This window comes from Acinetobacter sp. 102 (genome assembly GCF_037028485.1).
In the GTDB taxonomy this organism is placed as follows: domain Bacteria; phylum Pseudomonadota; class Gammaproteobacteria; order Pseudomonadales; family Moraxellaceae; genus Acinetobacter; species Acinetobacter higginsii.
On record NZ_JAZEZK010000007.1, the window covers coordinates 114,861 to 126,846 of the forward strand.

At 41.0% G+C, this 11,986-nt stretch carries 12 protein-coding genes; 9 read left to right on the forward strand and 3 right to left on the reverse strand.

Going from position 1 to position 11,986, the window contains the following annotated elements; genetic code table 11:
• Positions 1-220: 220 nt before the first annotated feature.
• On the reverse strand, positions 221-1,933 hold the full coding sequence (locus WA352_RS08810; RefSeq protein ID WP_005315055.1) for an electron transfer flavoprotein-ubiquinone oxidoreductase: 1,713 nt from the start codon (positions 1,931-1,933) through the stop codon (positions 221-223).
• 186 nt (positions 1,934-2,119) lie between these two features.
• Between WA352_RS08810 and WA352_RS08815 the strand changes: the two genes are divergently transcribed.
• The 5 genes from WA352_RS08815 (at position 2,120) to WA352_RS08835 (ending at position 6,559) form a co-directional block, all read left to right on the forward strand.
• Positions 2,120-2,743 carry a DUF1285 domain-containing protein gene (locus tag WA352_RS08815; protein ID WP_005315060.1) on the forward strand — a complete coding sequence of 208 codons (624 nt, stop codon included), beginning with the start codon at positions 2,120-2,122 and terminating at the stop codon, positions 2,741-2,743.
• 43 nt (positions 2,744-2,786) lie between these two features.
• Positions 2,787-3,674, forward strand: coding sequence for a glutamate racemase (murI, locus tag WA352_RS08820; RefSeq protein WP_005315062.1), 888 nt, complete (start codon positions 2,787-2,789; stop codon positions 3,672-3,674).
• Between the two features lie 95 nt (positions 3,675-3,769).
• Positions 3,770-4,798 (forward strand): DUF4062 domain-containing protein, encoded by a 1,029-nt coding sequence (locus tag WA352_RS08825; RefSeq protein WP_004802409.1) that lies wholly within the window; start codon positions 3,770-3,772, stop codon positions 4,796-4,798.
• 70 nt (positions 4,799-4,868) lie between these two features.
• Entirely contained in the window at positions 4,869-5,885 is a 1,017-nt protein-coding gene (gene hemH / locus WA352_RS08830) for a ferrochelatase (RefSeq protein ID WP_005315065.1), read from the forward strand.
• Positions 5,886-5,914: 29 nt separating this feature from the next.
• Entirely contained in the window at positions 5,915-6,559 is a 645-nt protein-coding gene (locus WA352_RS08835; protein ID WP_005315067.1) for an MBL fold metallo-hydrolase, read from the forward strand.
• 63 nt (positions 6,560-6,622) lie between these two features.
• On the opposite strand, the gene WA352_RS08840 is transcribed toward WA352_RS08835, so the two are convergent.
• Both WA352_RS08840 and WA352_RS08845 read right to left on the reverse strand, forming a co-directional pair.
• Positions 6,623-8,359, reverse strand: coding sequence for a hypothetical protein (locus tag WA352_RS08840; protein ID WP_005315069.1), 1,737 nt, complete (start codon positions 8,357-8,359; stop codon positions 6,623-6,625).
• Between the two features lie 268 nt (positions 8,360-8,627).
• A complete protein-coding gene (locus WA352_RS08845; protein WP_004802417.1) occupies positions 8,628-8,819 on the reverse strand; it encodes a DNA gyrase inhibitor YacG in 192 nt (63 codons plus the stop codon).
• A gap of 91 nt (positions 8,820-8,910) precedes the next feature.
• On the opposite strand from WA352_RS08845, the gene WA352_RS08850 reads away from it, so the two are divergent.
• The 4 genes from WA352_RS08850 to WA352_RS08865 all read left to right on the forward strand — a co-directional run bounded on the left by WA352_RS08850 (position 8,911) and on the right by WA352_RS08865 (position 11,981).
• Complete coding sequence (locus tag WA352_RS08850) at positions 8,911-9,555, forward strand: hypothetical protein (RefSeq protein WP_005315071.1); 645 nt, start codon at positions 8,911-8,913, stop codon at positions 9,553-9,555.
• Positions 9,548-10,735 (forward strand): TIGR03862 family flavoprotein, encoded by a 1,188-nt coding sequence (locus WA352_RS08855; protein WP_005315073.1) that lies wholly within the window; start codon positions 9,548-9,550, stop codon positions 10,733-10,735. Before WA352_RS08850 ends, WA352_RS08855 begins: the two co-directional genes overlap by 8 nt.
• A gap of 58 nt (positions 10,736-10,793) precedes the next feature.
• Complete coding sequence (locus WA352_RS08860; protein WP_005315075.1) at positions 10,794-11,453, forward strand: hypothetical protein; 660 nt, start codon at positions 10,794-10,796, stop codon at positions 11,451-11,453.
• Between the two features lie 117 nt (positions 11,454-11,570).
• The gene (locus WA352_RS08865) at positions 11,571-11,981 is read left to right on the forward strand and encodes a GFA family protein (RefSeq protein ID WP_005315077.1); all 411 of its coding nucleotides are present in this window, start codon (positions 11,571-11,573) and stop codon (positions 11,979-11,981) included.
• Positions 11,982-11,986: the final 5 nt, after the last annotated feature.

Here is an 11,986-nt window from a genome sequence, read left to right on the forward strand (position 1 = left end):
ATTATTTTAAGGTTTGAAATTATCATATTGAGATTTTAATTAATTTACGTTTTATGCACTAAATTTAATCAGATGGTGCCGATTTTATAAATATTTATTTTTTATTTCAGACCTTGTCTGTTTGTTATATCCGATGCTGAAAATATATTTGAATATTGAAGTAGCTAAAGTCCACAAAGATAAAACCCACCAAGACAGCGTCTTAGTGGGTCGCAAGGAATTACATATTCGGATAGTTCGGACCACCGCCACCTTCAGGCGTTACCCACGTAATGTTCTGTGATGGGTCTTTGATATCACAAGTCTTACAGTGTACACAGTTGGCTGCGTTGATCTGGAAGCGTTTAGAACCATCATCATTTTCCATGATTTCATAAACACCAGCAGGGCAGTAGCGTTGAGCTGGCTCATCCCATTTCGGTAAGTTCACGTTCACTGGAATTGAAGGGTCAGTTAACTTCAAATGAGCAGGCTGGTTTTCTTCATGTACGGTATTGGATACGAATACAGAAGATAAACGGTCAAAAGTTAACTTGCCATCTGGTTTTGGATAGTTTGGCTTAAACGTTGACGCATCCACTGTTTTAAGCACGGCAAAGTCTTGTTTAAGATCATGCAAAGTGAATGGCACTTTAAAGATGTTTTGATCGATAAAGTTAAATGCACCACCCACCCATTGACCAAACTTGTGCATCGCTGGACCAAAGTTGCGTGAACGATATAACTCTTCTTTTAACCAAGAATTGTTATATTTGTCAGTATAAGCGGTCAGCTCTTTGTCGAAATGGTCGTCGCCTTCGAGTACGCGTGCAATCGCAAGATCACCACCTTTGGCAACACCCGCCGCAATCGCTTCAAAGACTGCTTCACCGCACAACATACCTGATTTCATTGCTGTGTGAGAGCCTTTGATTTTTGCGAAGTTCAAGAAACCAGCATCATCACCAATCAAGCAACCGCCTGGGAAGGTCAATTTAGGTAAAGCGTTAAAACCACCTTTGACGACTGCACGTGCGCCGTAAGAAATACGTTTGCCGCCTTCAAGGAATTGCTTAATGGTTGGATGTGTTTTCCAACGTTGCATTTCCATGAATGGGTACATGTGCGGATTTTCATAAGATAAATCGACGATCATACCCAAAGTGACTTGGTTATTTTCAGCGTGGTATAACCACCAACCGCCAGAAGAACCTGTTTCAGACAAAGGCCAACCAGCACCATGCATCACTAAGCCTGGCTTGTGTTTCGCAGGGTCGATTTCCCAAAGTTCTTTGATTCCGATCCCGTAATGTTGTGGATCAGCATCTTTGTCGAGATTAAATTTTGCAATCAGGCGCTTACCGAGGTGACCACGGCAGCCTTCAGCGAATAAGGTATATTTGGCATGCAGTTCATAGCCAGGCGTGAAGTTATGGGTTGGCTCACCATTTTTGCCAATGCCCATATCACCTGTTTGGATGCCTTTTACCGTACCATCTTCATGGTAAAGCACTTCAGCAGCAGCAAAGCCCGGGAAGATTGAAACTTCAAGTTCTTCGGCTTTTTGACCTAACCAACGCACTACATTACCTAAAGAAACGACATAGTTTCCTTCGTTGTGCATTGATTTCGGTACCATCCAATATGGCATTTTTTGTGAATTGCTTTCAGAGGTGAGGAAATAGGTTTCGTCACCTGTTACAGGTACATTGAGAGGTGCACCGTCTTCTTTCCAGTTTGGAAACAATTCATTCATGGCACGTGGTTCAAGTACAGCACCAGAAAGGATATGCGCACCTACTTCAGAGCCTTTTTCAACAACACATACAGAAAGATCAGGCAGGTTGTTTTCAATCGCTAATTGACGAATTTTAATCGCAGCAGATAAACCCGAAGGTCCTGCGCCAACGATCACTACGTCAAACTCCATCGCTTCACGTTCGATGTGTTCCATGTAGGACTCCTCATATTTTTAAGGGTGGCAACCGTAATATTGCGATTCGGTGCTGCCATGAGTGTTCTGAATTGCCGAACACAAATGATAGTATGTGCTCGCAAACGTTTGGGCTAGTATAGTTTTAAACCTTGGTCTCGCCAATTGGCTGAGCGGTCATATTTTCTCGTCATCAAGGCATAAACTATGATAAATGAAAATGATTCTCCACAAAACCCTTTAGAAAATCAGGGAAAAATCATGTTTTCTGATGATAAAAACTTAATCGACATTGCACAATACATAAAAGATGTACAGCAAAGTCACAAAAGGTCAATTCCCCCATTGGACCAGTGGCATCCAAAGCATTGCGGCAAAATGGATCTACGCATAAAAGCCAATGGCGAATGGTGGCACGAAGGTCAATTGGTCAAACGACAAGCGCTACTCGACCTGTTTAGCAAAATCTTGTGGAAAGAAGACGGCAAATTCTATCTTAAAACCCCAGTTGAACAGATTGAAATTGAAGTCGAAGATGAGCCTTTGCTCGTTAATCAGGCAGATCAGGTGGAAATCGAAGGTAAAACCTATTTGCAGCTGACGACGATCAATCAGGATGTGGTGATTGTTGATGAGCAACATCCCATTTTTATGCGTGAATATGACGGTGAGTTAAGGCCCTATGTACATGTTCGCTTTGGTATGAATGCCTTGATTCAACGTCAGAGTTTTTATCATCTCGTGAACTACGGCAGTTTGTCTGAAAATGCGCAGGGCGAGACGGTTTTAACACTAAAAAGTGGTGATTTGGTCTTGCATTTGAGCACCTGAGGTTTAAGCTTAAAAGAGCGAATAAACCAATGCCTAAATGTGTATGACAGCTGTTCAATCGATGCCTCTTTTACTCAATCCTATGCCACACGCATCAGCAGATGCGCCTATTGGTGTTTTTGATTCAGGGGTAGGTGGATTGTCGGTCGCGCAGGAGATTGCCCAACATTTACCCAATGAGCGGATTATCTACTATGCAGATACAGCACATGTCCCGTATGGGGCACGTAGCGATCAGGAAATTCGCCAGCTCACGGCTCAAGCGATTGAATGGCTGTATCGTCAAGGTTGCAAAATTGCGGTAGTCGCATGTAATACAGCTTCGGCATTTAGCTTGGATTATTTACGTGACCATTATGGTGAACGATTTCCAATTGTTGGTTTAGTGCCTGCATTGAAACCAGCAGTGATCCAAACCCAGTCAAAAGTTGTAGCAGTACTGGCGACACCTGCAACCTTTCGCGGTCAGTTGATTAAAGATGTCATCTCTAAATTTGCGGAGCCTGCTGGGGTTAATGTTTTAACAGTGACGAATTTAGACTTGGTGCCGTTTGTAGAAGCCGGTCAGGAGATGAGTCAGGCGTGTTTAAATGTCTTGCAACAGATACTTCAACCTGTGGTTGAGCAGGGGGCCGATTATTTAGTGTTGGGATGCACGCACTATCCATTTCTAAAACAAGCGATTCATCAGATTTTTGCAGAAAAATTAAAATTAATTGATTCTGGACAAGCGGTTGCACGACAAACAACCTATATTTTAATTAAAAATGGGTTATTATGTGACAAATTGCGTCATAATATTACACGTATTGAATGTTATGTCAGTGGTAACAATGCTGTCGCACTGCAATCAGTCCTTCAGCACCTTATACCAGAACAATTAACATGGAAAGTTAGAAATTTGGACGATCTAGGTGTTTCTCATATCTAAATTGAGCCAGTTTTATATATTTTATTGGGGTTAGCTGTTAATAAAAATCAAGATGCATACTTGATATTATTGATAAATGAATTGGGGCTTCGCCTATGCAAGATACTCGTTATCAAGTCTTTATTTCTACCTCTGGCAATGAAATGCAACCAGAGCGAGCGGTTTTGGCACAAACTCTTGTGGGAATGGGATTCCTGTCTTGGGGTTTAGAGCAACGTACGCCTTTAAGTACCTCGATTGCACGTCGTCAAATTGATGATTGTGATTATGTGGTGATTCTGTTGGGTAGCCAATATGGCGAGCAGTCGGTTTCAGGTGTCGGTTATATGCATTTGGAATATATTTATGCCATGACCAAACAGAAGCCAGTCATTGTATTTATGCATGAAGATCCTGAATCGCGTGATACAAAATTGCATGATCATAAATCTGAGTTAAAAGAAAAATTTAAAGAGTTTAGAAAGCAGCTTCAACATGAAGTTGACCAAGTCTTTTGTTATCGAACATTAAGAGATTTAGAGTTGGCAGTGCGTTCAAGTATGCCGCAGATGTTAGAGCGTTATCCTGTCGTGGGTTGGGTGCGTCCGCAAAACACACAGGTACTACGTGATGAAATTGATGCATTGCGAGCCAAAGTCAAACAGCTGGAAACAGAGCTCGGTAATCGTGAAACAGATCCATTGACCAATGTTGCTAAAGTTTCGATGCATGAACTGTATTCTTTTGAGTACCGCATGCATGCTTATCAAGATGGTAATTTCAAAGAAGTTAAACCGCATCGTAAAATGACGTGGGCACAATTACTGAATGTTTTGGGCTCGGCTTTTGTCATTCCAACACCTGAAGAATATTTTTCTAAACGCATGAATGAATATCTAAATGAAACGGGTTTGGAGGATGCACGCAAAGAGATGCCAAGAGCACATGCGGTTTCTCGTGCTCAAGTCAATATTCGGGCATTGCATGAAATTAAATTACAGATGCGTCAAAATGAATGGATCATGCCGACAGGACGCGATGATCGTCAGCGTATGCTGTGGCAACTGACAGCAAAAGGGCAGAAATTATTGGAAAGTAATGTTTTGGACAGTAATCGGGTTTTTCAATTTAAGACCATGCATTAATCCAATTTAGAAAAAAGCCTTAAAACTGCTAAAGTAATTGAATGAACTCAATGAAAAGCGGATGCGGTCTATGTTAGCAACACAAAAACCAAAAGTGACTGTGATTCTGGCCAATCTTGGTACACCTGATGCAGCTACTGTGCCAGCAGTAAGACGCTTTCTAAAGCAATTTTTGTCAGATACACGTGTGATTGAAATTCCAAAGTTGATTTGGTGGATCATCCTGCACTTATTTGTCCTGACCTTCCGTCCAAAACGAGTGGCTGAAGCCTATGCTTCGGTTTGGTCAAATGACTCGCCAATGCGTGAAATTGTATTGGAACAAACACTGCTGATTAAGCAGCGTCTACAAGATGAAAATCATCAGTTTGAGCTTAGCGTTGTCCCTGCAATGACCTATGGTCAACCCAGTATTCATGATGTACTTGATCAACTGGCGCAAACACCACAAGAGCATGTCATTTTATTACCACTGTTCCCACAATATTCTGCGACCTCAACTGCACCTTTATACGATGCCTTCGCCAAATGGATTCCACAGCAGCGCCACTTGCCTGGTATTACCCTGATTAAGGATTATTATCAGCATCCTCTGTTTATTCAGGCCTTGGTAGATAGCGTATTAAATTACCAATTACAGCATGGTAAAGCTGAAAAATTACTCATGTCGTTCCATGGTATTCCACAGCCTTATGCAGATAAAGGTGATCCTTATGCCGATCGTTGTCGAATGACCGCGCGTTTGGTTGCAGATGCGCTACATTTACAAGAGCATGAATGGGCGATTAGCTTCCAGTCAAGATTTGGTAAGCAAGAGTGGGTTAAACCGTATACCGACCAGCTATTACAACAATGGGGTGAGCAAAAAGTACAGTCCGTACAGGTCATTAGCCCTGCATTTTCAGCTGATTGTTTGGAAACGCTGGAAGAGTTGGCAATGCAAAATAAAGAAATTTTCCAGCATGCAGGTGGTGGTGACTATGCCTATATTTCTGCCTTGAATGCAGATCAGGCGCATATAGATTTGCTTGCCAGTCTGGTTCAGGCTAATCTTGATGCACTCACTCATACCTTAGCCCATCGTTAAATCGACGCTTTATTTCGCCAGAGGTTTCTATGCTACAAGTCAAAATTGTCCCTGTTACTGCATTTGCCCAAAACTGCTCAATCCTGTGGGACAGTGAAAGCAAAGAAGCGATTTTGATTGATGCGGGTGGTGATGCTGCGGTACTTAAAAAAGAAGTAGAAGCCTTGGGCTTAAAAGTGAAAGCACTATGGTTGACCCATGGACATTTGGATCATGCAGGTGCAGTCGGTGAGTTGGCTGAAGCGTGGAAGATCCCTGTGATTGGCCCGCACAAAGAAGATCAGTTCTGGTTGGATATGATTCAGGAAGTCTCAGCGCGTTACGGTTTCCCAATTCCACAGCCTGTAAAAGTTGATCAATGGCTTGAAGGTGGCGAACTATTAAAGCTGGGTGAGGATGAGTTTGAAGTCCGTTTTGCGCCAGGTCATACCCCAGGACATGTGATGTTCTATAACGCCAAGCATGGCTTGTTGTGGACGGGTGACGTACTGTTTAAGGGTTCGATTGGGCGTACAGATTTCCCAAAAGGCAACCACCAGCAGCTGTTAGATTCGATTCAACGCGAATGCTTTAGCCTGCCAGATGAAACGCAATTTATCTCAGGTCATGGACCTATGAGCACCATCGGTTATGAAAAGCAATTCAATCCTTTTGTGGCAAGCAAAGCGGGTTGATTCGGTATTGAGCCTGTGTATAAATCAGTGTTTATACACAGGCTCAGCCTGTTTTATTGCTGACTAAATGCTTTCTAGCCATTTTTGATTGGCTAAGTTCAAATCAAAATTCAAACTATTACAAATACTTTGTAAATCAAAAGATGCTTTATCTTCTGGGATCTGAATCAAAATTGGTAGACGGGTAATACCATTGTCTCCTGTCGGGAAGGCATAATGCCGTTCTTTATGATTGATTGAAATCAGTGATTCAAATTCTAAATACACGATCAAGGAAGGAAAACGTCGTTGGATACGAATAATTTCCTGATGGGCATGTTTTTTGATTTGTGAGGTTTTCTCTTTTAACTTAATAATATTATCTTTTATTTTCTGTGGTTTATTCAGTAGCTTACTGAGAAAAGACACACTTTGTTTCAGTTGACGCTGATTCTCTTTTAACTCTGAAAATGCATCTTTATATTCTTGCAAACAACTAATGCTTAAGTCTTTGAGAATATTGGTCGGCTCTAATGCTGCTGTATGGTGCTTTTTCCAGTCATCATAAGAAAACACGGTAAATACATCGCTATGGCGTTTTTGCAATAAGGTGGCGTAGGATTTAAGTCGCGCGATAAATAGATTGACCTGTTTATTTAAGATAATTGAAGGTTGTGATTGAAAGGCAATAAAATGGCTGATCAGATCATCTAAGGTTTGTTTAACGCTAATGTAGAGATAATGGCATTCATCACTATGATGTACCGCATGTTTTAACGCATCTGCAATGGGTTCTAGAATATTGCGACAGAGCTTTTGCTCAAAATCAATCAACCGTTGTTCAACCAACTTTTCAATAAAGACGCCGTGGGGATTGAGCGGTTCCATCAAAAAGGGAATCAGGGTTTTATTGGCATAAAGCTCGATATGACGAACAATATCAGAGATATAGTGATTGACTTGTTTATCAATCGTAATGATGTGATTCATTTGCCATCGGAATTGCTGATGCTGTGATTCATCTTCGATTTGGTCTAAAGCCAAAAAAGCGGCATTGAAGTAAATATTTTCACAGGCTTCAAATTTTTCTTCCTGCAAAAAGCGTCGAATCGAAAAAGTATTTGTCATACCTTCTTTGCTCGGTGCGAGTGCAAAGATATATTGAGACGTTTTAACAATATCAAGCTGTTTTGTTTTTTGCTGTTGGTATAAAAAATATTTAAGAATATGTGGCTTTTCTTCACGTAACTGATGAGAACGAATAATATTAAAGGAATATTTGAGTAGCTGTTGTTTTAAAAATACTTCAGTAATAAAGGTCTTGATGACATCCGTATTGATATGTCTTTGATTGGCGGGTAATTGAATAATTTCTTTCTGCAAAATGATCTGTGCAGAGGCATAGATAAATTCTTTTAACACCTGTTTTTTCTGTTCTTGTAGATCAAAATCATTTTCAGTATTGATGCGGTTAATCTGACCGAGCATGTTTTCTAAATAGTCGGAGATGGCATAAATATCTTGGTATTGTTTTAATTTTTCCAAAGAATTGGCAATGCTTCTGACTAAAACTTTAATCGGTGCATCTTGAATTTTTTCTGCCAATAGATGGATGTCATGCTTGGCAAGATAAGAGAAACTGTGTTCTTTTCGGTTCCAGTGAATCTTCTTGAGTTGCAAAATCTGTTGGCAGATATTCTCACGGTCTTCAACAGAGCAAATAGAAAAAAGTGTTTGTAAACTGAGTTGCCAATTTGCATCTAGATTTGGATCAATTTGGGTCGCTAAAACCCTGAGCTGGTAAGGAATAGATTGATTCATTATTACATCCTAGTAAGTCTAAATATTTTTATTAAACAAACTGACCCCTATAAAATTTTGATTAAGGTTGGATCAGTATGAGATATAAGTTGTCGTGAGTTATTTGCTATTTTTATTCATTACAATGTTTGAATTAAGATTTGCACAAGGTCAAAAAAAAGTAAATTACTGTGATGTAATTCACATATCTGAAATATGTAAATTTTTATTAAAATGCATCAATCTGGATTGGAGGAAAACTTTCTAATGGTTGAAAGAATGAAGATGATTAATCTTCATAATCATCTTCATTGCGTTTTTGATCTGCTTGTGGCGCATCCTGAGTCGGGAGTTTGTATTCATCACTGGCCCAAGCACCGAGATCAATCAACTTACAGCGTTCCGAACAGAAAGGACGAAATTGATTACCTTCCCAAGTGCTGGCTTCACCGCAACGCGGGCAGGGGAATGTACGTGGCATAGAAAATTCCTAAAACATAGAACAAATAGATTAGGCAAAAGTAAGGTGAGTTGTTAGACTTATGCCGATTTCTAGATAGTTTGATGAGATTATGTCGATTCGTCAATTTCAAGCACAACGTATGCAAGCCCCTCGTGATTTTATTGCCATTCCCAATACGCCGATCTGCGTTGAAATTGGGGCAGGAAAAGGCAAGCACGCCTTGTTGTTTACCGGGCAAAATCCGCACACCACGTTGTATGCAATTGAACGAACCAAAGAAAAATTTGTGGCGATGCAAAAGCAGCACCAATTAGAGCCGCGCGAACATTTAAATCCGATTCATGCCGATGCATTGCCGTGGGTGGTACATGCCTTGTTCCCTGCACAAGTCGAACAATTTTTCATTCTCTATCCGAATCCAGAACCGCATAATCCAGCGCAGCGTTGGCTGAATATGCCATTCTTCGAGTTTCTACTCTCTCGTCTTCAGCCGAATGGCACAATTACTTTGGCGAGTAACATTTCTGAATATATTGATGAAGCAGAACAACAATTGATTGAATTGTGGAAGCTGCCGCATGAAAAACAAAAAATTGCAGCAGATTCTGCCCGAACACATTTTGAAATCAAATACTTAGAGCGTGGTGAGTTGTGCCAACAACTCATCATTCGCAAGCCTGAAGGGTATCGCACTCGCTTTGATGATTTTGCACCTTTGCAAGGTCAAAAGGCACAAGAGCAAGCTGATGTCTAAGCGTGTTGCGATTATTGGTGCGGGTCCAGCAGGTTTAATGGCTGCTGAAGTACTGAGCCAATATGATTATGAAATTGACGTGTTTGAACAGAAACCTTCCGCAGCACGTAAGTTTTTAATGGCGGGTAAAACAGGTTTAAACATTTCACATGCTGAGCCTGTCGATAGGTTTATACAGCGCTATGACCATGCGGCATGGTTGGGGCCTTGGGTGAAGCAATGGGATGCGCAGTGGATTCAGAACTGGATGCAAGGACTTGGTATTGAATCTTATATCGGTAGCTCTGGTCGAATTTTCCCGATTGAAATGAAAGCTGCCCCCTTACTTCGTGCATGGTTAAAACGCTTAATGGCCGATGGGGTGAAGTTCCACTATCGTCATCGTTGTGTGGATTTATCTGAAAATCAACTCACGATTGAGAACCAAACCCAGCGCTTTAGTGCAACTTATGATGCGATTATTTTGGCCTGTGGTGCAGTATCATGGTCGCAGTTAGGCAGTGATGGTGCATGGCAGCAATGGTTGGCTTCAAGCGAGATTGAGCCTTTCCAAGCCAGTAATGCAGGTGTGCTGAAAACATGGTCGCCGTTCATGCAGGTGTGTTTCGGTCAGCCGTTGAAGCGTGTTAATGCATGGGTGCAATCCGAACAGCACAGCCATGGTGATATCATCATTACTCATTACGGCTTTGAGAGTGGCGTGATTTATAAACTGGGTCGTGATCTCAGAGCACAGCTTGCCCAAAAACGGCGTTTACAATTACATCTGGACCTACTACCTGATGTCAGCATTGATCAATTAGAAAAGAAATTACAGGGCAATAAAAAGCAGTCTTTGACCAATCTCTGGCGTAAAGCAGGTTTGGACACTGTCAAAATTAATCTACTCCGAGAAATTGTCGAAAAAAGCTTATGGTCAGATGCCAAGCAAATGGCTCAGCAAATTAAGCAGTTGAGTATTCCTTTGGATGGCTTCCGTCCAATCGAAGAGGCTATAAGCTGTGCCGGTGGTGTGAAGCAAACTGCTGTATCCCCACAATTGCAATTGCAATCTAATCCATATGTGTTTTGTTGTGGTGAAATGCTAGATTGGGATGCACCGACAGGTGGCTATTTATTGACAGCTTGTTTCGCAACTGGAAGAGCGGCAGCAGAAGGGGTTAATATATTTATCAAATGATAAAATAAGCTAAAATACTTAAATAAAAATAATCTAAATCAATTGATGAAGAGGGTATATGAATATTGAGCCGACTTTGGAAACACAAAACAATGAGATCATCAAACCATTTCAACTGAACAACTTATTTCGCTTGTTTTTCCAACCGAAAAAATTCTTTTCACAATCTAAAAACTATCATCATCAAAGTATCCTTTTTGCTGCTTATCTGATTGGTATCGTTGCGGTCATGGATCGAGTCGATCAAAAATTATTAAGTGCAGAAACAAGAGGCATTAGGCCATTGATCGACTGGATTACAGCATCCTGGTTGAGTTACTGGTTATGGGTGTTGGGTATAGGAATTATTTCAGCAGCGATTGCGTGGTTGGTACAAGGCTGGTGGTATAAAAAAAGATTGCAGTTTTCAGGCGCAAAAGAGGCTGATCCACAACTTGCCCGACATGTGTATGTATTGCAATCCTTGGTCTTTGTATTGCCGATTGTGATTACAACGGCAATCCAAACATTTTTATATTCAAATTATATTGAAGCCTATAATCAATCTACATTTTTAGGCTTTATTCCCGTTCCATTTTTATTCTTATCGTGTTGGGTGAGTTACCGTGGGGCTACCCAAGTGTTTCCTACCAATAGATGGGCAAAATTTTGGTTTTTAGGATTGCCTATCCTGTTCTATATTTTAATCATTGGCGCATTTACTGCCTTGATCAGTTGAGTTGAAAAAGGCTTTGTGATTCCTCTTAAATCTGGTCATATTTCTTGAGCAGATTTGCCTTGTGATTCAGCATTTAAAAATGCTAGTTTTGAGTAAATGTTCATCAGGAATAGGGATATGTCTCAAGCTTCATCTGTATATCGTGGCAGTTGTTTATGTGATGGGATTCATTATGAGATTCATGGTGAAATCGGTGAGATCATACAATGCCATTGTCAGCGTTGCCGAAAAGCCAATGGCACGGCTTATGCGACCAATGCACCGATTAGCAGTGCAGCTTTTAAAATTATTCAGGGTGAAGAGTTGGTTAAAAAGTTTGCTGCATCGGGCGTGTATCGCTGGTTCTGTGGTGCATGTGGCTCTCCACTGATCAGTTCGCGCGATGCACAGCCTGAGCTTTATCGCTTAAGAATCGGGACTTTAGATACACCTTTGCAGCAGAAACCAAGTATGCATATTTTTGCGGCTTCTAAAGCCGAATGGGATTGTATTGCCGATGATTTACCGCAATATGCTGAACGTCCCTAAATTGG

What these genes read in the sequence shown, in the direction of transcription:
- hemH (WP_005315065.1), top strand. Translation starts at nt 4,869, where the DNA reads ATGTTAGCAACACAAAAACCAAAAGTGACTGTGATTCTGGCCAATCTT.
- WA352_RS08845 (WP_004802417.1), bottom strand. Translation starts at nt 8,819, where the DNA reads ATGCCACGTACATTCCCCTGCCCGCGTTGCGGTGAAGCCAGCACTTGG.
- WA352_RS08810 (WP_005315055.1), bottom strand. Translation starts at nt 1,933, where the DNA reads ATGGAACACATCGAACGTGAAGCGATGGAGTTTGACGTAGTGATCGTT.
- WA352_RS08865 (WP_005315077.1), top strand. Translation starts at nt 11,571, where the DNA reads ATGTCTCAAGCTTCATCTGTATATCGTGGCAGTTGTTTATGTGATGGG.
- WA352_RS08840 (WP_005315069.1), bottom strand. Translation starts at nt 8,359, where the DNA reads ATGAATCAATCTATTCCTTACCAGCTCAGGGTTTTAGCGACCCAAATT.
- WA352_RS08860 (WP_005315075.1), top strand. Translation starts at nt 10,794, where the DNA reads ATGAATATTGAGCCGACTTTGGAAACACAAAACAATGAGATCATCAAA.
- WA352_RS08815 (WP_005315060.1), top strand. Translation starts at nt 2,120, where the DNA reads ATGATAAATGAAAATGATTCTCCACAAAACCCTTTAGAAAATCAGGGA.
- WA352_RS08850 (WP_005315071.1), top strand. Translation starts at nt 8,911, where the DNA reads ATGTCGATTCGTCAATTTCAAGCACAACGTATGCAAGCCCCTCGTGAT.
- WA352_RS08825 (WP_004802409.1), top strand. Translation starts at nt 3,770, where the DNA reads ATGCAAGATACTCGTTATCAAGTCTTTATTTCTACCTCTGGCAATGAA.
- murI (WP_005315062.1), top strand. Translation starts at nt 2,787, where the DNA reads ATGACAGCTGTTCAATCGATGCCTCTTTTACTCAATCCTATGCCACAC.
- WA352_RS08835 (WP_005315067.1), top strand. Translation starts at nt 5,915, where the DNA reads ATGCTACAAGTCAAAATTGTCCCTGTTACTGCATTTGCCCAAAACTGC.
- WA352_RS08855 (WP_005315073.1), top strand. Translation starts at nt 9,548, where the DNA reads ATGTCTAAGCGTGTTGCGATTATTGGTGCGGGTCCAGCAGGTTTAATG.